The 21,494-nt window shown below is 46.4% G+C and carries 22 protein-coding genes; 15 read left to right on the top strand and 7 right to left on the bottom strand.

Features of this window, described 5'->3' with window-relative positions; all coding sequences use genetic code 11:
- The first annotated feature begins 13 nt into the window (after positions 1–13).
- The 3 genes from SPI9445_RS0116420 (at position 14) to blsG (ending at position 3,800) form a co-directional block, all read left to right on the top strand.
- Positions 14–1,354, top strand: a complete 1,341-nt coding sequence (locus SPI9445_RS0116420; RefSeq protein WP_017305867.1) for a hypothetical protein — start codon at positions 14–16, stop codon at positions 1,352–1,354.
- 73 nt (positions 1,355–1,427) lie between these two features.
- Positions 1,428–2,456 carry a hypothetical protein gene (locus SPI9445_RS27725; protein ID WP_164674542.1) on the top strand — a complete coding sequence of 343 codons (1,029 nt, stop codon included), beginning with the start codon at positions 1,428–1,430 and terminating at the stop codon, positions 2,454–2,456.
- A 249-nt stretch (positions 2,457–2,705) separates the two neighbouring features.
- Entirely contained in the window at positions 2,706–3,800 is a 1,095-nt protein-coding gene (blsG, locus tag SPI9445_RS25905; RefSeq protein WP_017305869.1) for an arginine 2,3-aminomutase, read from the top strand.
- A gap of 160 nt (positions 3,801–3,960) precedes the next feature.
- Here the strand turns inward: blsG and rpsD are convergent, their stop codons facing one another.
- From rpsD to SPI9445_RS0116450, 4 genes are all read right to left on the bottom strand, one after another.
- Positions 3,961–4,569, bottom strand: a complete 609-nt coding sequence (gene rpsD / locus SPI9445_RS0116435; RefSeq protein ID WP_017305870.1) for a 30S ribosomal protein S4 — start codon at positions 4,567–4,569, stop codon at positions 3,961–3,963.
- 159 nt (positions 4,570–4,728) lie between these two features.
- Complete coding sequence (locus SPI9445_RS0116440) at positions 4,729–5,070, bottom strand: histidine triad nucleotide-binding protein (protein WP_017305871.1); 342 nt, start codon at positions 5,068–5,070, stop codon at positions 4,729–4,731.
- Between the two features lie 106 nt (positions 5,071–5,176).
- Positions 5,177–5,803 (bottom strand): exopolysaccharide biosynthesis protein, encoded by a 627-nt coding sequence (locus tag SPI9445_RS0116445; protein WP_017305872.1) that lies wholly within the window; start codon positions 5,801–5,803, stop codon positions 5,177–5,179.
- A gap of 45 nt (positions 5,804–5,848) precedes the next feature.
- On the bottom strand, positions 5,849–6,328 hold the full coding sequence (locus tag SPI9445_RS0116450) for a Fur family transcriptional regulator (protein WP_017305873.1): 480 nt from the start codon (positions 6,326–6,328) through the stop codon (positions 5,849–5,851).
- Positions 6,329–6,510: 182 nt separating this feature from the next.
- On the opposite strand from SPI9445_RS0116450, the gene bioB reads away from it, so the two are divergent.
- On the top strand, positions 6,511–7,629 hold the full coding sequence (gene bioB / locus SPI9445_RS0116455) for a biotin synthase BioB (RefSeq protein WP_017305874.1): 1,119 nt from the start codon (positions 6,511–6,513) through the stop codon (positions 7,627–7,629).
- A complete protein-coding gene (locus tag SPI9445_RS0116460) occupies positions 7,607–8,263 on the top strand; it encodes a biotin transporter BioY (RefSeq protein ID WP_017305875.1) in 657 nt (218 codons plus the stop codon). The genes bioB and SPI9445_RS0116460 overlap by 23 nt, the downstream gene beginning before the upstream one ends.
- Before the next feature lie 302 nt (positions 8,264–8,565).
- Here the strand turns inward: SPI9445_RS0116460 and SPI9445_RS25915 are convergent, their stop codons facing one another.
- Positions 8,566–9,345 carry an S-layer homology domain-containing protein gene (locus SPI9445_RS25915; RefSeq protein WP_017305877.1) on the bottom strand — a complete coding sequence of 260 codons (780 nt, stop codon included), beginning with the start codon at positions 9,343–9,345 and terminating at the stop codon, positions 8,566–8,568.
- A gap of 99 nt (positions 9,346–9,444) precedes the next feature.
- Positions 9,445–11,751: a RelA/SpoT family protein gene (locus SPI9445_RS0116480; RefSeq protein ID WP_017305878.1), complete on the bottom strand. Its 2,307-nt coding sequence runs from the start codon at positions 11,749–11,751 to the stop codon at positions 9,445–9,447.
- A gap of 402 nt (positions 11,752–12,153) precedes the next feature.
- Here SPI9445_RS0116480 and patD point away from each other — a divergent pair, with 402 nt between their 5' ends.
- From patD to glmM, 8 genes are all read left to right on the top strand, one after another.
- On the top strand, positions 12,154–12,519 hold the full coding sequence (patD, locus tag SPI9445_RS25920) for a heterocyst frequency control protein PatD (protein ID WP_017305879.1): 366 nt from the start codon (positions 12,154–12,156) through the stop codon (positions 12,517–12,519).
- A gap of 75 nt (positions 12,520–12,594) precedes the next feature.
- The gene (locus tag SPI9445_RS0116490; protein WP_017305880.1) at positions 12,595–13,236 is read left to right on the top strand and encodes a TFIIB-type zinc ribbon-containing protein; all 642 of its coding nucleotides are present in this window, start codon (positions 12,595–12,597) and stop codon (positions 13,234–13,236) included.
- A gap of 83 nt (positions 13,237–13,319) precedes the next feature.
- Complete coding sequence (locus SPI9445_RS0116495) at positions 13,320–14,018, top strand: YdcF family protein (RefSeq protein WP_017305881.1); 699 nt, start codon at positions 13,320–13,322, stop codon at positions 14,016–14,018.
- A gap of 44 nt (positions 14,019–14,062) precedes the next feature.
- Positions 14,063–15,064, top strand: coding sequence for a hypothetical protein (locus SPI9445_RS0116500; RefSeq protein WP_017305882.1), 1,002 nt, complete (start codon positions 14,063–14,065; stop codon positions 15,062–15,064).
- A 183-nt stretch (positions 15,065–15,247) separates the two neighbouring features.
- Entirely contained in the window at positions 15,248–15,475 is a 228-nt protein-coding gene (locus SPI9445_RS0116505; protein ID WP_026079866.1) for a Calvin cycle protein CP12, read from the top strand.
- A gap of 517 nt (positions 15,476–15,992) precedes the next feature.
- The gene (locus tag SPI9445_RS0116510; RefSeq protein ID WP_017305884.1) at positions 15,993–16,592 is read left to right on the top strand and encodes a DUF3177 family protein; all 600 of its coding nucleotides are present in this window, start codon (positions 15,993–15,995) and stop codon (positions 16,590–16,592) included.
- 23 nt (positions 16,593–16,615) lie between these two features.
- Positions 16,616–16,915, top strand: coding sequence for a DUF7734 family protein (locus SPI9445_RS0116515; RefSeq protein ID WP_017305885.1), 300 nt, complete (start codon positions 16,616–16,618; stop codon positions 16,913–16,915).
- A gap of 507 nt (positions 16,916–17,422) precedes the next feature.
- Positions 17,423–18,889, top strand: coding sequence for a phosphoglucosamine mutase (gene glmM / locus SPI9445_RS0116520; protein ID WP_017305886.1), 1,467 nt, complete (start codon positions 17,423–17,425; stop codon positions 18,887–18,889).
- Between the two features lie 65 nt (positions 18,890–18,954).
- Here the strand turns inward: glmM and SPI9445_RS0116525 are convergent, their stop codons facing one another.
- Positions 18,955–19,290: a winged helix-turn-helix transcriptional regulator gene (locus SPI9445_RS0116525; protein WP_017305887.1), complete on the bottom strand. Its 336-nt coding sequence runs from the start codon at positions 19,288–19,290 to the stop codon at positions 18,955–18,957.
- A 109-nt stretch (positions 19,291–19,399) separates the two neighbouring features.
- Between SPI9445_RS0116525 and SPI9445_RS0116530 the strand changes: the two genes are divergently transcribed.
- Together SPI9445_RS0116530 and SPI9445_RS0116535 are read left to right on the top strand one after the other, a co-directional pair.
- Entirely contained in the window at positions 19,400–20,098 is a 699-nt protein-coding gene (locus SPI9445_RS0116530; protein WP_017305888.1) for a pirin family protein, read from the top strand.
- Positions 20,099–20,358: 260 nt separating this feature from the next.
- Entirely contained in the window at positions 20,359–21,378 is a 1,020-nt protein-coding gene (locus SPI9445_RS0116535) for an IS4 family transposase (protein ID WP_026079427.1), read from the top strand.
- Positions 21,379–21,494 lie beyond the last annotated feature (116 nt).

The raw sequence follows: 21,494 nt of genomic DNA on the forward strand, positions 1-21,494 counted from the left end.
CGTTGCTATTTACATGAAATTATTTCTCACTCGTCTTTTTGGTCTTCGTCCTCATGAACTGGTTTTAGTCTTACCATTAGGCTTAATCCTATGGAGTAATTCTCTAGCTGTCCAAATTTCCTATATTGCCTCCGTCAGTGGCTTTTTAAACAAAGTTGGAGTTAATCAATTTCTCCTTGTCTCAATTATTACCTATCTAATTATCTTGGGAATTCTTAGTTTAAAATCCCTGATTATCGATCGGCTATCCCGCGTCAACTTAATGGGAGGCATGACCTTTTCTTTTGCGATGATTTTTGTCCTGTTGCGACTGTTATTTGTCTTTAAGTTCCCTGACTGGCTAAACTATTCTTTCTTTTATTTACTAGCAGAACTCCAATGGTTATTTTTTCCGTTAATTTTTTGGATTTTTGCTAACTCTATTTTTAATATGGCCGAAGCCAAGCGACTCTTTCCCCTCATTGCCGCTTGGGGATTTTTAGGAAAATTACTAGGCATTGGCATTGCTACCATTGCACCGGGAGTTTTTGCTACCCTTGGTGTAGAGCCAGAAGAACTCATTTTGATTAATGTATTGTTTTATCTCTTTTCTTATATTTTAGTCAAAGTGTTTCTCAGTTCGACCCAATTTCATGATCAAACCCTTTATCAACCCGAATCAGTTCAAGATACCTTGACGGAATGTTTCAATTTTATTCAAGAAGTTCCTTCTTTTCAGTTTCTAACTTGGTCAATCCTCATCTTTTCCGCTTGCGACATCTTAATTGAGTTTCGCTTTTATGATATTTCTGATAATGCCTTTAGTTCATTAGGAGAATATCAAACCTTCTATGGGTTATATCGCTTAGGGATGACCCTTCTTTCCTTTGCCATACAAACCTTCTTAACGGGTAGAATTTTAACCTATTTTAACCTAAAAGATACGTTTTTGATTATGCCGTTTACCATGCTCACAGCACTTATTTTACTGCTTATTTATCCGAATTTAGTTGGAGGGGTTGGGGCGATTTTATTAGCGCGGCTTTCTTGGGATACGATTGATGAGTCTGCGCGGAAATCTTTTCAAGCATTAGTGCCAGAAGAGCGCAGAGGTCGTGTCAGTATTTTTATGGACGGGTATTTACTGGCAGTGGGAACAATTCTAGGTTCTGGAGTAGCTGGAATTGTTATTTTATTCCGTCATGTTCTTCCCTTTAGTGCCTTTTACGGGTATATTGGAATAGGTATTCTCACCGCATTTTTCGGGATCTGGTCAATTTTTCAAATGCGTGTTGTCTACGAAAATAGTCTGCTCAATTGGCGTTTAACTCGTCGTTCTAAAGCAAAAAGTGTTTTGGACAAGCTAAATATATAGGATAGCTCAAACCATGATCACCCAGGAGAAAAGTCTCAGTCAACAAAAAATATTTAGTTTGCGGTGGAAACTCTTGTTAGGGTTTACGCTACTTTTTAGTGGAGTTTTTACCATTGCTTTTTACTGGTTTTATAGCTTCTCAACAGAAAAAGCTTTAGAACGACTTAAGTTGGATTTACAAAACACCGCACTGGGAGCTGTAAAAAAGGTAAATGGTGATGAATCTTTGCGGTTGTATGAAGTAGGTCAAAGAAATTTTGTCGGCTACTCCCATGCACCTATTTATGAGAAACAACTCAACTGGTTTAAAACGGTTCATAGTATTGAACCTCGGGTTTATCCCTATACTATGTTATTAGGTGATCCTGCCACTAATCGCCGCATTGGAGAACCAAAAGTCGAGGAAGGAGAGCTAGAAATTATTTATCTAGTTGATTCATTGTGGGTTTATAATCCAGAACGAGCCTTATTATTTTTAGAACCTAATGCTCCTTCTCCAGAACACTTAAAAGCCTTTCAAGAAGAAAGGACAGTGATTCGGGATCTCTACACCGATCAATGGGGAAGTTGGCTTTCTGCTTATACCCCGTTAAAGGATAGTCAAGGGAATGTAATTGGTTTATTAGGGGCTGATATTGAAGCCAATCATGTGTTTGAAGTTCAACGCGCTATTCGCCAGCGTGTGATTATTGCCTTTGGCTTAACCTATGGTTCTTTATTTATTTTAGTTTATTTTGCTTCAGATTTCTTTATGAAGCCCATTTTACAACTGACCCAAATGGCTAAAGAAATTGGGGAAGCTAAATATGAACATGATTTTGCATTTTTTCAGAGAAAACGCTGGTTAGATGAAATTTCGATTCTGGCGAATGTTTTTGAAATGATGGTTGATAAGGTTCGCCAACGGGAAGAGAAACTGAAAAGACAAGTGGCGGAGCTAAAAATCGAAATTGATCAGGTAAAAAGAACGAAGCAAGTGAAAGAAATTGTCGAAACAGATTTTTTTTCTGACCTACAAAAGAAAGCGCGAGAGATTAAAAAACGTCGGCAATTGTCTGAGCAAGGTGGAGATGATTTAGGTTCTTCTGAAACGGGTTTGTGAAAGTTTTCCGGATTAGGTGTGCTTGCTCTGAACGGGGAAAGGAGATTACTGGTTAGGAATGAGGGGTGAGTGGTCATTGAGTCGTTTTTGTGGGTAGACTAGAAAAACAACGTAGCTTAATTGGCTGTGCATCTCTCTGACCTTGTACTCCTCATTACTCTGAGAAAAAACACTCAGAAACGATAAGAGGAGGGGGCGAAGTAATTTAACAAAATCCAGAAACTATCCAAATTATGGAGATTTTTGCTCATGTTGAACACCCAAAAACGTCAGTTGGTTTGGGAAGATTGGCGATCGCAACTGCAACACCGAATTAGCACCTTAGAACAATTGCGGGAGTGGGTCAACGTAACACCAGAGGAGGAAGAGGCGATCGCGCAATGTCAAGGAAAATACCGTTGGAGTATTACCCCCTACTATGCCTCCTTGATGGATCGCAACGATCCCAGCTGTCCCATCCGCCAACAAGCGATTCCCCAACTCGGAGAATTCAAAACCTTTGCCAACGCTTCAGAAGATCCCGTCGGAGACACAGAATATCGCAAAACGAACCGCGTCATACATAAATATCCCGATCGGGTGATCATGCTCGTCACAGAAGCTTGTGCTGTCTACTGTCGTCACTGTACCCGCAAATACCACACCACCGACCTAGAAGGCAGTTATTTTGAACAAAACGAAGCGCTGGCCTGGGATCAAGACTTCCGCTATATTCATGATCACCCTGAAATCCGGGATGTTTTACTCACGGGAGGAGATCCCCTGACCTACGGTGATGAAAAACTTGAGTGGATTATTGCCACCTTACGGAAAATCCCCCACGTTGAAATTATTCGTATTGGCTCCCGTTATCCTGTCTTGCTGCCTCAACGCATTACCCCCAAATTTTGCCAAATGTTGGATCGTTACCATCCCATCTGGCTAAATACCCACTTCAATCATGGCAAGGAAATCACCCCCGCCTCGGCCGAGGCCTGCGATCGCCTCCTACGTCACGGCGTTGTCGTCCAAAATCAAACCGTCCTTCTCAAAGGCATTAACGACAACCTCGAAACCATGAGGGATCTACTCAAAAGTCTCCTGAAAATTCGTGTTCGTCCCTACTATCTCTATCATTGCGATAACGTCACTGGAGTGTCTCATTTTGTCCCTAGTATTGAAACCGGACGAGCCATTATGCGCGGTCTACAAGGCTATATGACAGGCTTTGCAGTCCCCCAATATATCATCACCACCAAACTGGGTAAAATCCCCCTCTGGGAGCAACAAGTCCATCAACAAGGGAATGGCTATCACCTAGAAAACTATCGCGGTCAAACCATGCCGCTTTACGAAGACCTTTGAGATGGCAGACACTCGGTCTTAAAAAACTTAAAAAACCAGCTATCTCTGGGAGATAGCTGGTTTTTCAAGGAAGGAAACTAGGCGCACAGCGCGCCTCCACCCAAGCCTGTCAGCGATGGGTGGAGCATTCCCGCGCCATATTTTGGTAAGAACGAAAAAACTACACTTTGCGAGAATAGTACTCAACCACCAACAGTTCATTGATATTGAGAGCCACCCATTCCCGTTCAACAATACCATTCACCTTACCCGTCATGGTTTGTTTATCAAATTCCAGATGGCTCGGTAGATTCGCTAAACCGGGGTACTCCATATTAGCTTCCACCAAACGACGGGAATTCTCCTTATTCCGCACCGTAACCACATCTCCCGCACGGCATTGGTAACTGGCAATATCGACCACACGACCATTCACCATCACATGACCATGATTCACCAACTGACGAGCCGCCGGAATCGTTCCCGCCATTCCCAAGCGGAATACCGTATTATCTAAACGCATTTCCAGCAATTGCAACAGACGTTCACCTGTTGATCCCGTCGCTCTACGCGCTTGGCGCATATAACGAATTAACTGGCGCTCAGAAACACCATAGTTGAACCGTAACTTTTGCTTTTCCTCCAGACGGATGGCATATTCAGAACGTTTCCGCCGATTCTGTCCATGTTGTCCAGGGGGATAACTGCGACGGCTACTTTTCCGTGTTAAACCCGGCAATTCCCCTAGACGGCGGGTGATGCGCAAACGAGGTCCTCTATAACGAGACATATAATCTTCTTTCTCCTAATCGTACTAACGCGGCTTGGCGCAAATTTTTCAGAGGTTTGGCGATAGGGGGTTTGGTACAGAGCGAACCAAAATTTTACCCGAACTTTTAATTGTACAGCCTTTTGGGGCAATCGAGCAACACCCCTGATCCCCCCCACCCTAACCCGGTGGCCAAGCCAAGGGACGACCACCCAAAATATGGAGGTGGAGATGATTCACAGTTTGTCCCCCATCCTCTCCATTATTGATCACAATGCGATAACCATTGCTTAGTCCCGCCTGTGCAGCCACTTCTTTAACTTTAATTAATAAATGACCTAACAAGCGATGATCTTCCGGGTTAGCCTGAGACAGTTGGGGAATTGGTTGTTTAGGAATTAACAGAATATGAGTCGGTGCAACCGGGTTAACATCGGTAAAGGCCAAACAGAGATCATCTTCGTAGACAATATTAGCGGGAATTTCCCGGCGGATAATTTTCGCGAAAATTGTATCACTCATCAGTTTTGCAATTGTTTTTTTCCAAGTAACTTGGGAATCACCACAGGGTGAGTCAGGAGTTTTCAAAGGAATTCCCTTCCTCCTGACACACTCTTTTAAACCCCATTCATGATCGTCCTAACCACTCTTTGAGTAACTCCAATAAATTACTCCCCCCCCAAATGAGAGCAAAAAAGATGGACCCAGCCAACAATCCACCCATTAGACAGACGACTAAACCCATCAAAGTAATGATGCCATCATCTTCTACTAAACCAAACCCTGTAATAAAAATCCCCATAGCTGGGAGGGTATTGGTTCCCGGGATGGGGATCATCATACAAATGGCCATCAAGGAAATCGCTACCCCAATCACCACACGCCCGGAAAAACTGGTACAAATGGTCACTAATCGGGGTTTGGTGAACAATTCCAAGCGACGCAACCAAGGCATCCCACTTTTGACAATGCGTTGAGCGGTGGTTAAGCGCACGGTGGACTGTTTCATCCGTTCCGGCAACCAAGGACGTTTTCTCCCTGCCATTAACTGAACCGCTAATAAAAACATAACCACACCAAAAGGGATGGAGTAACCCGGAGCAGGTACGGGTAAGGCTGAGGGTAAGGACAGCAGAACAAAAAGAATCCCGAATACTCGTTCTCCGGCTAGGGTGAGAATATCGTAAAATGTGACTTCCGGGTTACGGTCTTCCTCGAAAAAGTAACGGTTCAATTCAACGGAAAGTTTGGCCATAGAGTTTGTATCGGGACAAAGAACTCAAAGTACTCGAATCCAACTTTAGCACTCTTGTTGACGATAGCCGTAAAAATCAATCCGATACTCGGTAATGGTTATCCCCGTCTGCTCCTCAATTTGCGCCAATAAATCGGCGGGTAACTCAATATGGACATCAATAATTTGTTGCGTATCTAAACAGTTAACATGACTATGAGTATCGCTGATGTTGCCGTACAGTCTGCCATCACAGCGCTCTACACACTCAATAATTCCCTGACTCGATAAAGCCTCTAAATTCTGATAAACCGAAGTGTGACCAATCCCTTTCCCTTTTTGATTCAAACGATCATAAATTGCTCGGGCGGAGAGGTGTTCTTGTTCTTCCCATAACAACTCTAAAATATAGCGACGTTGACGACTCAGACGCATCCCCAACACTTGACAGCGTTCATAGGCATCCTCTAAAGAACGAATAGGCTTTAAAGCGACTTTTGTCTGAGTTTGGGAAGACTGGGACAAGGGCAAATTAGTCTTGTTCATCCGTCAATTTTTGTGCATCCGTCAGTTGATGGCTATTTATTCATACTCGTTACCACTTTAGCTTAGAGGCTGGGAAATGTCTATCTTCACTTCGGAGGAATTCCTTGCTTTTCCGTTCTTCTCCCCAGGAAGATGATACAATTGCCTGACAAGCTTGGGGATAGTCGGCTAAATATCCAGCAATGGATCATACTATTGTTAGTAAAAAAGTATCGGAAAACGTGGTTCAAACAGTCATCAAACAAACCCCCCCCACAGAACCAGAGGCTTTAAAAAACTGGTTAGCAGAACTCGCAGAACGAGTGATTGCGGGGGAACAACTCAGTAAATCGGAAGCCTTGAGTTTAACGGAGATTACCGGACCCGAAAATATCTTACTGCTCTGTGAGGCGGCGGATTGGGTGCGTCAGGCTTGCTGTGGAAATGTGGTGGATTTGTGCAGCATTATTAATGTTAAGTCGGGGAATTGTTCGGAAAACTGCGGTTTTTGTTCCCAATCGGCTCACCATCCGGGGCAAGATTCCCCGATCTATGGTTTAAAGCCTCAAGCTGAGATTTTAGAACAAGCGAAAGCGGCGGCGGCGGCCGGGGCTAAACGGTTTTGCTTAGTCAGTCAGGGACGGGGGCCAAAATATAGTAGTCCTAAGTCCCAAGAATTTGAAGAGATTTTGGCTACAGTGCGGGAAATTATTGCCACTACGGAGATTAAACCCTGTTGTGCTTTGGGGGAAGTGACCCCAGAACAAGCCCAAGCGCTGCGGGAAGCGGGGGTAACGCGCTATAACCACAATTTGGAGACTTCTGAGAACTATTTCCCGGAAATTGTCACCACTCATAGCTGGCGCGATCGCGTCGAAACGATCAAAAACCTGAAAGCTGCCGGAATTCAAGCTTGTACCGGGGGTATTATGGGCTTAGGCGAATCTTGGGAAGATCGGGTAGATTTAGCCCTAGCCTTACGGGAGTTAGAAGTAGAATCTGTTCCCTTAAATTTACTCAATCCTCGCTCAGGAACCCCCCTCTCAGACCGCCACCGTTTAGACCCCTACGAGGCTTTAAAGGCGATCGCAATTTTCCGACTCCTGCTCCCCCAACAAATTCTCCGCTATGCTGGAGGACGGGAAGCCGTCATGGGAGAATTACAACATCTCGGCCTGAAAGCCGGAATTAACGCCATGTTGGTAGGTCATTACCTCACCACCCTCGGCCAACCCCCCGAAGAAGACGCTGCCCTGTTAAACGCATTAGGACTACAAGGAGGAGAAGCCCCTGTTCCCGGTGAGTATAAACCGTCGCACTAGAAGACCCAGAACAGCCCATTCCCAGCCCCGCCGCCCTAACGAGCGTCGGTTATCCTTTCCCCATCAACTGGCCTGGGCAGCCATTGGCTTAGTCTTAACCATTGGTGGCACCTTTATTGAAGCCTCGGCCACCAATTTTCCTTGGCAGTGGTCAGAACAAGGGGTAGTCGTCATCCCCCTCAGAATCTCCTTTCAAATTGCCGCCGTTTTATTTGTCGGCTGCATGGGAGGCGCTCAAGCGGCGGCCCTCTCCCAAGTCGTTTATGTTTTATTAGGCTTAATCGGTCTACCCATTTTCACCCAAGGGGGTGGCCCTGGGTATATTCAAGAATTAACCTTTGGTTATATTTTAGGCTTTATTCCAGGGGCCTGGATTTGTGGTTCCCTCGCCCTGCGCGCCAAAGCCCAACTGGAATCCTTAGCCTTTAGCTGTCTTTGTGGCTTGGCCATGATTCATCTCACCGGAATCACCTATTTAGCCGGACTTCAGTTATTAAGTCCCATTGGGGAGGGTTTAATGGCTCTCATTAGCGATATTATTCGCTATTCCGTTTATTTTTTCCCCCGTCAGTTAGTCTTAGTCTGCACTGTTTCCGTTCTCTCCTTCTGTCTGCGTCGGATTATGTTTTATTGAATAACTCGGGCTTGCTGAATAACTCTGCTCGTGGGGCTAGGGAACGGGGAACAGGGGAGCAGGGGAGCAGGGGAGCAGGGGAGCAGGGGAGAGGGGGAGATTTCTATTCGTCCTACTCCCTACTCCCTACTCCCTATTCCCTATTGCCTATTCCCTCTTCCCCGATTCCCGATTCCCGACACCCGATTCCCTAGGGCGCAAGCATTGCGCCCCTACACCGACTCCCGACTCCCGATTCCCGACTCCCGACTCCCTATTCCCCCGTTCCCTGTTCCCTTAACTTGTCAAGATTCGCCCTCCCCCTAAAGGGCGGGGATGGCTGGGGGACTGGTGGGGGGTGGGGGGAGGAAGTTGGGGATGGGTGGGGCGGGACTGCGGACGATGTATTGGGGGGGGAGGAGGGTGGAGTCCCCGAGGGCGCGACAGAGGAAGGCGGCGATTTCTCCTCGGGTGGCGAGTTGGCGGGGGTTGAGTTGGCGGGTGTCGGGGAAGTTGACGATTAAATCTTGTTCGGTGGCGGCGGCGATGATGTCATGGGCATAACGGGGGATGTTGGCGGCATCGCTAAAGCTGGTGTTGAGGATGAAGTCGGTAGGGTTGCGGGGGAAGTAGTGGTTTAAGCCAGATGCGATCGCCACAATCACTTCAACCCGGGGAATGTTTTGTAGGGGGGCAAATTGGCGGTTAGGATACCCGGAGAGAAAGTTCCTTTCGTAACTGTTGCGAATGGGTGCGATCGCCCAATACCAATCGGGTAGATCAATAAAACGGTCGGGTTGGAAAAAGCGCACGGGACTGGCATCGGGAAACGCCCGATTAATCACCGTGGCAAATTCCCCCCGCGTCATGGGGACATTGGGGCGAAAGGTTCGATCACCAAAGGGTTTTATAATCCCCTGTTCCACAATATGGGCTAAACAGTGTTGCGCCCAGTGGCCTTGGATATCCCGAGGGAGAACCGGATTTCTAGCCCATAGCCCCCCAAGGGGTAGGAGACTGAGTAAACAAGTTAAGACGGCGAGGAGGAAGAAAGTACCACGCCGACGGCAGAAGGATAAAAAGGGTAGAAGCAAGCGAAGCATCAAGAATTAAGGAGCAAGATCAAAGGGATTTGATCAGGGAGGGCATGAGGGATGAGAAGCACTGGCTGAAATTAACTGTCATTTCAGCCGCTTCCCGGGTTAGTCCTCGCTGCATTCACTGATTCGACGTAAATTTAACACATCACTCATCTGTCGAATATGGTTAAAAGTCAGTTCGAGTTGATGGCGATCGCGAATTTCAATCCCCAAGTTAATCACGGCTGGTTTTCCGGGGTTCGTCACCACATTAGCATTGGTCACATTGATATTCTGATCACTCAGTTTGGCTAGAATATCCCGCATAATCCCCACCCGGTCAATCACCTCCACCGAGATATTGACATGATAGGTCTGACAACGGCCGTGATGAGCCAGAGGATTCCAACTTACCGGAATCAGGCGATCGCCTTCCACCTTCTCCACATTAGGGCAGCCCTGACGGTGAATGGAAATCCCCTTTGTCCGCGTCACCACCCCTAAAATGGGTTCTCCCGGAATAGGACTACAACAGCCCGCGATATAGTGTAACAGTCCCTCCACCCCCGCAATCGGTGCATTGCTACAGACCTCCGGCTGAGTCGCCCGCATTTGGACTTGAGTCAACTCCTGAGACAGGGAAGGCGGTTCCGATAGAGTCTGCTGGGCTTTCACCGCATCCCGCAAACGGTTCACTACACCATTCAGCGTCACTTCCCCATAGCCTAAAGCGGCCAATAAATCGTCCACCGTTTGGTAATTAAACCGTTCCGCCACCAACTGCATGGGGTGAGACTTTAACAACGCTTCAAAACCATTTTTCCCCAGTTCCTTCTCCAGCAACTCGCGACCTCGGGCCATATTTCCCTCCCGGTGCGATCGCTTATACCACTGACGAATCCGATTCCGGGCGCTCGGTGTCACCACAAAATTCAACCAATCTAGGGTAGGATGACTATTTTTACTCGTAATAATCTCCACAATGTCGCCATTTTGCAGTTGATTATCCAACACCGACCAACGGCCATTAATCCGCGCCCCCTTCATGTGGTTGCCCACTTCCGTATGAATGCGATAGGCAAAATCTACCGCCGTTGCACCCCGTGCCAAAGAGATCACATCCCCTTGAGGCGTAAACACATAAACATCATCTTCAAACAGATTGCTCTTCAGATTCTCCACATATTCCTGAGCATCTTTTAGGTCATTTTGCCACTCCAACAATTGACGCAACCAGGTAAACTTTTCATCATCAGAACTGATTTGGGTAAACTCCGATCCCCCCGCCTCTTTATACTTCCAATGCGCCGCAATTCCATATTCCGCGATATGGTGCATTTCTAACGTGCGAATCTGAATTTCTAACGGCCGCCCCGTTGTTCCTAAAACCGTTGTATGTAGAGATTGATAACGGTTCGGTTTCGGCAAGCCAATATAATCTTTAAACCGCCCCGGAATCGGTTTAAACAAATCATGCACCACTGCCAAAGCCCGATAACAACTATCCTTAGTGTCCGTAATAATTCGCACCGCCGCAATATCATAAATTTCATGAAACGCCTTTTGTTGGCGATCCATTTTTTTATAAATCCCGTAGAGGTGTTTCGGTCTACCCTGAATCTCTACAATCTTAATCCCTAAACTGCCCACACGCTCGCGAATTAAGGCAATAACATCACTAATCCGTTCTTCTCGGTCAATGCGCCGTTCCGCCACCAGTTCTTGAATTTCCCGGTAGGCCGTCGGTTCTAAATACTTAAACGATAAATCCTCTAACTCCCACTTTAAACGACCAATCCCCAAACGGTTGGCCAACGGCGCGAAAATTTCCCGGGTTTCTTGAGCAATTCTTTTTTGTTTCTCCGGGCGTAAATACTCCAACGTGCGCATATTGTGGAGACGGTCAGCTAACTTGACCACAATCACCCGAATATCCTGCGCCATGGCTAAAAACATTCGGCGAAAGTTTTCGGCTTGTCGTTCTGTTTTGCTAGAAAAATTAAAGCTCGAAAGTTTTGTTACCCCTTCCACCAACTGCCGAACTTCTGACCCAAAACGCTCCTCAATTTCCTCCGGTGTTACCTCCGTATCTTCTACCACATCATGGAGAAACCCTGCCGCAATCATGGCACTATCTCCCCCTAAATCCCGCAATAATCCCGCTACAGCCACCGGATGGGCAATATAGGCTTCTCCTGACTTGCGGTATTGCCCCTCATGAAGAGTATAGGCAAACATAAACGCCCGACAAATTAAGGATATATCCGGATCTGGTACTGCATCGGAATTTTCTTGATAGGAAAGCAAGTAACGACTTAACCAATCCGGCAATTCCACCTCAAATTCCAGCTTCTCAGGAATCCGAGAAGCTATGGCAGAAAGCGGAGTAGAATTAACGAGGGTATTTTGGGTAAGTGTAGATACATTCATGGCGACTCCAAAGGTAGGGCGGTAAAGGTATAACGACTTAATCTGTGAGAGAAATGAGTTAGAAAAAACAGTGATAGAGCAGTGTCCCAAATTTGCAGGGAAGATTCAGTGCAGACAATTAACCAGTCGGGTTATTACAGAGACAATGGAATTGATGTAACTTCAGAGTTCCCAATATTAGCCCAGATGGAACAATCGGGAAAGGTTGAACTCTGAATGTAAACTCTGAATACAGGTGAACGCTTAAGCTAACAGAGCAGAGGAAAAACCGAAGACAGAATAGGGCGAGACTAAAACAGTGCCAATGAATTAAAACAGTGCCAATGAATTAAAACAAATGCACTTATTAGGAGACTTCAAGTATAGTGGTAACAAGTGTATTCTTGTTTTTAACCCTATTGTATGTTGTCTTCCCCTTATCGTGACGGATCTGAACAATTTTTGGAAGCCCTAATCACCTTAAAAGAGTCTATAGAATTGACGGAGCCAGACTTTAAACAAGTTCGTTTGCACTATCTTAAACTGCAAACTCTTGTTCAAGAAAACTTATCTCTAGAGAATTTGGAAGCTGAAAATCTGGCGATCGCACCCCGTCAACAATCTCTTCTAACCGAGATCCATCGCGCTCTGCGGTTACTACAAACCGATGTCTTATTCTTGCAAGCATCGCGCCAAAAATCAACCTTTTCCCAGCGTCTGGCTCTCTGCCGTCAGCGTATAGATCAACTCCAGCAGTTTTGTCAGCAATTCTTGAACTGCTGCGAATAACGCCTCCCTCAAGCCAAAAACTGTTTTTCCATCCTGCCTCCTACCCCTTAAAATAGGGAGCAATCGGTGAAATTTATGGAGGAAAACGAATCCGTGGAATGTCCGAAATGCAGAAAACCGATTCTGCAAGAAAAGCAATTAGGGGATATCTCCGCTCTCTGTTGTGACCAGTGTCAAGGACGCTGGCTCCCGGGTGACAGCTATAAACAATGGCAAGTTCAACACCCTCCTAAAACCGCGACTCCTGATGTTCTCCTCCAAGGGGTTGACTCTAACTTTCAACCCTCTACCCTCGACAGTCGAGCGGGATTGTGTCCCGAGTGTAGTCGTTATCTCTCCCGTGCAGCCGTTAAAACCCAACCTCCTTTTTTTGTGGAACGGTGTCCCCACTGTGAGGGCATTTGGTGCGACGCGGGAGAATGGGAACTCTTAACCCGGCTAGGTTTAAGTAGTTCGATTGAACAATTTTTTGATCGTCAGTGGCAGATGCAAGTCCGAGAACAAGAATCTCTCCAAACCGAGAGACAAACTCTGATGGATAAATTAGGCCCGGAATTAGCCCAGATTATTTTTGATTTAGCCGACCATCTCATGAGTCATCCTAACGGCGACTACGCCCTAGCTTATTTGATGCGTAAAATCATGAACAATACCGACTGGGCAGAATTCAAAGACAAACAAACCCTCAGCCAGGCGATCGCTGAAGAGATAAGATAGGTGAGCCGGGTGTGATGCCCTGTTTTGTTTTTGCCCCCGCGAGGTGCTAGAACGTCCTTAATTTAAACTTTCGGGCTTGTTTCATGAAACGATGGCGACTGATTATCTTAGCAATTCTCTCTAGTCTCGGGGTCATCCTCGCCGGCTGGGGAGTCAGCCTGATTCCGGCCTTGCAAAATGCCTCCAATCAGCCCATTGATGCTATTTTCGTCCTCGGTGGTAGTATTCGCCGGGAAATGTATGTCTCGGAACTCGCTCATGAATATCCGAATATTCCCATTTTAATTTCTAATGGGTCTAAAGATCCTTGTGTGTTGTTGCTGTTCCGACGCAGTGCAGCCCCGATTGAGAATGTCTGGTTGGAAAAATGCGCTCAAAATACCTTTCAAAATTTCGTCTATAGTGTCCCCATCTTGAAACGTTGGGGCGCACAACATATTAAGCTTATTACGTCCCCTACCCATCTCCCCCGTTCCCAATGGATGGCACAAATTCACTTCGGCGCTCATAAAATGTGGGTCGAAATGGATATTGTCGAAGAAATTGGCGTGCCGGGGAATCAGGAATTTTGGCTGAAAACTTTACTGGATCTCATTCGGAGTCTGTTCTGGGCTGTTTTGAGTCAAGGGTTTAATCCCTTGGTCTGCGATCAGGTGGTGGAACTGCCCCAGGTCAATCTCTCGGAGTGGTTACAGTCGGGGTTTGAGTGTGAATATCAAGGAGATTTGAATGAATGGATTGAACAACTCCAAAATTACAAGATAAGATCTTTTATTAACTGAAGCTGAATCGTTATCCTATGGGAATCTACCGATTTTTTTGACCCATGCCTAAATCTAAAACTGCCGCCAAACCCCTTGAAATCACTAACCTCCTGACCGGAGCCAATGTCGTGATTGTGGGGATTGCTTGGTCATTTTTTACCGTTTTATTCTTTTTATTGTTTAGTATCACGCCGCCGGGGCAAGAAAGCCCTTTTTGGTATTTAATTGGCACCTACATCTTAGAAACCTTTCCCTTTATCGTGGCTTCTGCGTTGTGTTATCGCAACTGGAAAAGCCCTCAAATTGCATCAGGAAGCAGTGTCTGGTTTTTTATATTTTTGGGAATTACGGCGTTTTCTTTAGGTAATATTGTCTTCGGCATTTGGGAGTTATATTTTGGGCTTGACCCGGAAATTTCCCCAGCCGACTTGTTCTATGTGGCTTTTACCCTATGTTTGGGCTGGGGGATGGTGTTGGCGGTGTTACCGCGACGGGTGAATTTAGACCCCAAACAGTGGGGGGTGATTGCCTTGGTGGCCATTGTGGGCATTGCCTTCGCGGTGTGGCTGAGTGTCTCAACCGCCCAAAGCCCAGAAGTTGAGGAGGGAGGAGAGACGGTGGAAACGGTGGAAGCAGAAGGGACGGGCGCGATCGCTGAGGCCCCAGCCATCGCGCCAGAAGTGGCGGCCAACCCCTATGATAACGTTCCGGGCTGGGTCAAGGCAGCGGATGATTTTCTGGCGGTCTTCTCCCGTCCTGTTAATCTATTTTATGCGATCGCCGATGTGGGCTTAATGATTATTGCCGCGACGTTATTGTTGGCCTTTTGGGGTGGGCGTTTTTCCCAGTCTTGGCGCATGATTGCGGCGGCCGCTTTGGCTAAATATGTTGCAGATATGTGGTTTAAATATGCAACCACCCTCTCCCAACCCTACGAAAGTGGAGGACTATTAGAGGTGTTTTATGTGTTTAGTGGGGTCTTATTCGCAATGGGCGCTGCTCTCGAATATGATGTGTCTACCAGTCGTCACAGTCGAGGCCGTCGGAGACGCGGCCGGGGTTAGCTAATCCGCGCCAGTTGCCTCGCGCTATACTGGTGGTTACGTGGGGAGGAAGTCACAATCTTGATCTATCCAAGTTCAAGGTTAAATTCTGCAAAATCGTCTCTAGAGTCCCCCGATTCTTGAGAATCCGCTAGAATAATCATGGATTTAAGTCCTGTAGCAGGAATTGGAAGCAAAACAATAATGGCGAATAACAACATTCACGAACAAATTGAAAAGGAACGCGAAGAGGCTAGAGCCGTTTGCAGCACAGAGGGCGCAACCTCGGCAGACTGTGCAGCCGCTTGGGATGCGGTGGAAGAACTACAGGCAGAAGCTTCTCACCAACAGGTGAAAGAACCTAAAAACTCTTTTGAGAAGTACTGTGATGATAACCCCGATGCTGCTGAGTGCAGAATCTATGATGACTAAAATCTAGCTTAAATTTAGAAAGATTGAGGGGCTAACTCCCCCATCCCTCTGCTTCAACTTTATGTTAATAGACCAAAAACACCGATCTCTATAGAGATCGGTGTTTTTCTCATCTTGTCCCCCCCGAACGTGATAAGTTCTGCTAATCCCCATAAAGTCAGGAGAGCCAGTGAACTACCCCACCCTGCTGAGGCGCGAGGATGGAGCTTCCTGATTCAATGGGAAGTGCTTTCTATACCGAAATATAGCGAGTCTTATCTTCCCTCCCCAGGCAGAAGTCCTAGTTCCTAAGACCCAAATTTTCTCTTGCAACACAGCCCTTTTTAGCATGGTTTTCGCTTTGGGAGTTAGTGGTCAAGTCCATCCCCTCCCTGCAAGCGAGGAAGGGGAATTCCGCAACATTTTTGTTAAAACCAGCGAGTCGCCCAACCCCTCGCTTGAAAGACGAGAGCTTGCGGGCATCCCATGTTATTATCGTCAAAATGATTAGGGCAATCTGGTTGACGAATAGAGAATCATGCAAGATGAAATCTGGTTTATTAAGCCTTGGGTTTGGATGGACTACCGTTTAGCGGTTTTGTTTGCGGTGTCTGTTCCCTTGGGGTTATTGATTTGGTCTTTAGTGAGGCGTTCTGAGGCCATTACTCGCCTATTGGTGATTTATTGGCGGGTGGCGAGTCTGTTGATGATTACCGTGTATTTGATGATTCCGGCTTGGCCGATTGCCTATGTGACTGGATTTATAGCGCGGATTTTGGTTCCCTTGGCGCTCTGGTTTTGGGTGGATATTAATGACGAAATCGAGGATATGCCGGGGAGTCGCTTTAAACTGTGGGTGACGGGTTGGCGTTGGGCGATGACAATTTATTGTACCCTGGGCGCACTGGTTTCTATTCCTACCCTGTCCTGTGCTTTTTCTCAGGTGGCCTTTCAACAGGAGTTTTGCCAAGTGTGGCGAGAAGCACCGTTACTCTATAAGGGGTGGTTTCATCGCAATACAGACCCCGGAATTGTAGGCTTTTTTGGAGCGGTGGCTTTGGTGGTTTATGGGGTCTATTTGGGGTATTTTTTGATTATTCGTCTGGCTCGTCAAGGTCGAATCGCGATTGAACAGTAGAGCAGGAGGAGGATTGAGGGGTTATGGTGGAAAGGAGTGCGATCGCCAAACGATTAGAACAATACACCCTGAACCATCCCGAAGAGGTTCTTCTGGTGACGGCAGAAATTGACGGGGAACTGGATCAAATTGCCATTTTTAAAGGGGTATCCAGTTCCCTGATGCGGCCTACTGCTTTTGATCCAGATGTGCCTGTTTTACCCCAGCAAGCCATGATTTTAAGTATTGATCGGATCCGTAGTCCCTACAATCCCGAACAACCGGATTATATTGCTCAGGGGTTAACCTTGGCGCAAATGCAGGACTGTTGGGAAAACGAGTAAACTACCCCACCCTGCCGAGGTGCGAGGATGGAGCTTCCTGATTCAAGGGGAAGTGCTTTCTATACCGAAATATAGCGAGTCTTATCTTCCCTCCCCAAGCAGAAGTCCTAGTTCCTAAGACCCAAATCTTCTCTTGCAACACATCCCTTTTTAGCTTGGTTTTCGCTTTGGGAGTTAGTGGTCAAGTCCATCCCCCCCCTGCAAGCGAGGAAGGGGCATTCCCCAACATTTTTGTTAAAGTCTGCTTGCCCGTTCAAAAGTTAACATAACCTATCTTGACCGGAGAACGGGCATTTTCGGGAAAACCCTTGAGGTTTGCCCGAAATCTTGCAAGGCAATCTAAAAAAGAAAGGTTATAATTGTGCCTTCTCTGCGCCGCGCTGTAAAAATCCCAGAAAAACCGGAAAGAGGCCAATTTCCCCAGAAAAGAAAGGTGTGTAACAATAATCTCGTTCTAAAGTGGTATTCTCCACTGTAAAGTTGTGTGTTGTGTGAGGAGTAATAGCGATGGTAACATCTCCCGTGCGAATTCAGGGATCGAACCCTGTTCATCTACCCCAAACCTTAGAATCGTTACGTCATGGCCCCCGCCAAGCCTATGCAGGTCTACCGAAAACCCCCCTCTTTGGCACCGATGGCATCCGGGGAAAGGTGGGGGAACTTCTCACCGCCTCTTTAGCCCTAGAGGTCGGTTTCTGGGCGGGTCAATTGTTTAAGGCTACGGCAGCACAAGCAGGCCCGGTGATTTTAGGGCAAGATTCCCGCAATTCTAGCGATATGTTATCTACCGCACTGACGGCCGGGTTAACGACGGCTGGGTTAGAGGTGTGGAATTTGGGCCTATGTCCTACCCCTTGTGTGTCCTTCCTGACGGCGCAAACGGGGGCGATGGGTGGGGTGATGATTTCCGCCAGTCATAACCCCCCAGAGGACAACGGAATTAAGTTTTTTGGCGCAAACGGGACAAAACTGAGCAAGGAGGCCGCGAAACAAATTGAGGCAGGATTACGAGGAGAGTTAGGCAGTCCCGTCACGATGCCCCACCATTGGGGACAATATCACAGTCGCCCCCGTTTAATTCAAAGGTATCAACAGGCTCTACAGGAATCGCTGCCGCCTAATTTAGATTTTAGGGGGTTGCGGATTGTTTTGGATTTGGCTTGGGGGGCTTCGGTTTATCTGGCTCCGGCAGTGTTCCGGGCGTTAGGGGCTGAGGTGATTTGTTTACATGAACAACCGGATGGCGATCGCATTAATGTTAATTGTGGTTCAACGCATTTGGCGCTCTTACAAGAGGCGGTTCAACGTCATCAGGCTGATCTCGGGTTTGCCTTTGATGGCGATGCAGATCGGGTGATGGCTATGGATAGTCAAGGCCGGGAAGTGAATGGGGACTATATTCTCTATTTCTGGGGTCAAGAATTGCAAAATAAGCAGCAGTTGCCCGATCAGTTGATTGTGGCCACTGTCATGGCGAATTTAGGCTTTGAGCGCGCTTGGGAGCAACGGGGCGGTCGTTTCCTGCGGACGGCGGTGGGTGATCAGCACGTTCAAGCGGCAATGTTTGAAACGGGCGCAATGTTAGGGGGTGAACAGTCGGGTCATATTCTCTGCCATCACCATAGTTTCTCGGGGGATGGTTTACAGACGGCGCTGCATTTGACGGCATTGGTGAAACAAGCGGGGGTAACGCTGAGTGAGTTAGTGGAGGAGAGTTTCCGCCCCTATCCTCAATTGTTGCGCAATGTGCGGGTGGAAGATCGCGATCGCCGTTTACACTGGCAAGATTGTGATCTGCTCACTTATGCGATCGCCCAAGCAGAAAAAGAACTCGGAGATCAAGGCCGGATCTTGGTCCGGGCTTCGGGAACAGAACCCCTAATCCGCGTCATGGTAGAGGCCGCAGAACTCAATGTGGCTGAATATTGGACGAACAATCTGGTGCAAAAAGTGCAGCAATATTTAGCGGTTTGAAATAGTTTTGGCACTAGAACTCATGTCCTAGGGGTAATTCATGAATTGCCCCTACCAGAACCGATTCAAGAATTAGGATGTTTTTCTCCCCAACGGTGCATTTCCTCTAAAATGGGCTTTAGACTCTCTCCCAAAGGCGTGAGGGAATATTCCACCTTGGGGGGAACTTGGGCATATACTTGACGGTGTACGATGCCGTCCCTTTCCATTTCCCGCAACTGTTGGGTTAACATTTTCTGGGTAATCCCGCTTAACGCCCGTTGTAACTCCCCGAAGCGCTTCACTCCATCGAACAGTTCCCGTAAAATCAAGACTTTCCACCGGCCGCCAATAACGCGCAAGGTGATTTCTACGGCGCAACTCACCTGTTTTCCGACGGTTACTGTGACTGCATTTTCCATAGTATCTTTTTGGGTACTACCTTACTTTTAAGTGCATACTTTCCAAATTCATTGTACTTGCTTTAAAGTAAAAATAGAACAAACACCCATTGAATTGAGAGGTTTTCTGATGATTAAGCTTCGCAAATCCCACGAACGAGGTCACGCAAATCACGGCTGGTTAGATAGTTATCACACGTTTTCCTTTTCGAGTTATTATGACCCCAATCACCTGAATTTTAGGAGTTTACGGGTCATTAATGAGGACTGGATTAATCCAAGTTCGGGATTCGGAACTCATGGTCATAAAGACATGGAAATTATTACCTATGTTTTAGAAGGTTCTCTCGAACATAAAGATAGTATTGGCAATGGTTCTATTATTCAGCCCGGAGAGGTGCAACGGATGAGCGCGGGGACGGGAATTTATCACAGTGAATATAATCCCTCGACTTCGGAAAAAGTCCATCTTTTGCAGATTTGGATTTTGCCGGAACAACAGGATTTAGAACCGAGTTATGAACAGAAAAGTTTCCCCATTGCTCAGACACCTAATCATTTACATTTAGTGGCGGCGAGAGGGGGTAAAGATGGGGCGGTGACGGTGCATCAGGATATGAGTTTATATGCGGGTATTATTCCGGCAGGGGAGCAGGTTTCCTATGAGTTAAACCCTCAACGGTATGCTTGGTTACAGGTAGCTAAAGGGGCTGTTGAGTTAAATGGAGTGGTTTTAAATACCAGTGACGCGGCGGCGGTGAGTGAGGAAACAAGGCTGGATATTAAGGCAACTCAAGAGGCGGAAATTTTATTGTTTGATTTGGCTTAGTGGCGGTTTAAATCTAGTTAGGGCTTGCTGAATAACTCTACTCCGGCTGGGAAACGGGGAACGGGAAGGGGAGTCGAAAAAAGGCAAGCCTTTTTGATTATTTATCCCTAAAACCTTGCAGTTTATCGCTCTTAAAATGGCTGAAACTCCTAGTAACACTGCTTAGAGGGCAGAAGTGTTGAATGTTAGTAAAAAACTTGACAAAAAGCCCCTATTGTTTTAAAATAGGGGCTTACTTTTTTAAAAAAACTAATCCCTTGATTCTATCCAACTTTCCTCAAATTGTCAAACAATGCCTCGGTCATTTGCCTCAAGATGACTATCCCGTCTTAAATACTTTTAAATTCGTTTCCATTTGGCTTGAATTTGTTCTTGACCAGAGTCAAACCAGTATGAGAAGTCTCTTCAAGAGGCTTAATATTATGGGGGAGTCTGTTGATATTTCCACCTTTTCTAAAGCCAGTAAGTATCGCGATCCTCAAATTTTTTATCAATTGTGGGTTCATCTAACACAACAGTTTCTTAAACAGAATAAGATTCCATCCAATCAGCTACAACTTTTTCCCTTAGATTCAACCATTGTCACTCTCACCAGTAAGTTACTCTGGCATCAAGAAGTTCACCAAGTCAAGCTTTTTGCGGGTCTAAATCTCTTCACCGGAATTCCAGGCGGACTCTTCCTTCATTTTGGTCAAGGTCATGACTATAAATATGGCGATACAACCCTAGAATCAATTCCAGCTAATGGCGTTGGAATAATGGATAGAGGCTTTTTTAGCCTAATTCAAATTGCCCTGTTACAAAAGTTGAAGGATCGCTACTTCGTTCTGAGAATTAGGAACAATGTTCACTTAACTTTCCTAGATAATGGCAATTGTTTACTAGGCCAAGGTCGCGAACAAATTGAAGCTAGAGTCGTAAGTTTTAGCGACTTAGAGAAAAAGACTGAGTTTCGATTAGTAACGAACTTACCCGAGACGGGAGAAGGAGGAGTTAGCTCAGAAGAAATTGCCGAGTTTTATCGTTTGCGTTGGTCAATTGAGTTGCTTTGGAAATTTTTAAAGATGCACCTCAAATTAGATCGCCTCATCCCTAAAAATATCAACGGAATTGAAATCCAGATTTATAGTTGTCTGATTGCCTATTTACTTCTAAATATGCTCAAGATACCGACAGAGTTCGGTAAATCTTTATTGGATAAATTGCGATATTTACAGGCGTTTATGTGTCAAAAAATTAGCTATGTACACTGGTTTAGAGAGCTAGTGCCACCTGGTTAAATTTACCCCTTAACAGGGTTAGTGTGTCCATTTGTACTTAGTTCATAAGTACCGATTCAACACTTCTGCTTAGAGGGATATATTGCTACGCAACGCTTCGCGAACAGCAGACCCTA

The organism is Spirulina subsalsa PCC 9445, assembly GCF_000314005.1.
In the GTDB taxonomy this organism is placed as follows: Bacteria; Cyanobacteriota; Cyanobacteriia; order Cyanobacteriales; family Spirulinaceae; genus Spirulina_A; species Spirulina_A subsalsa.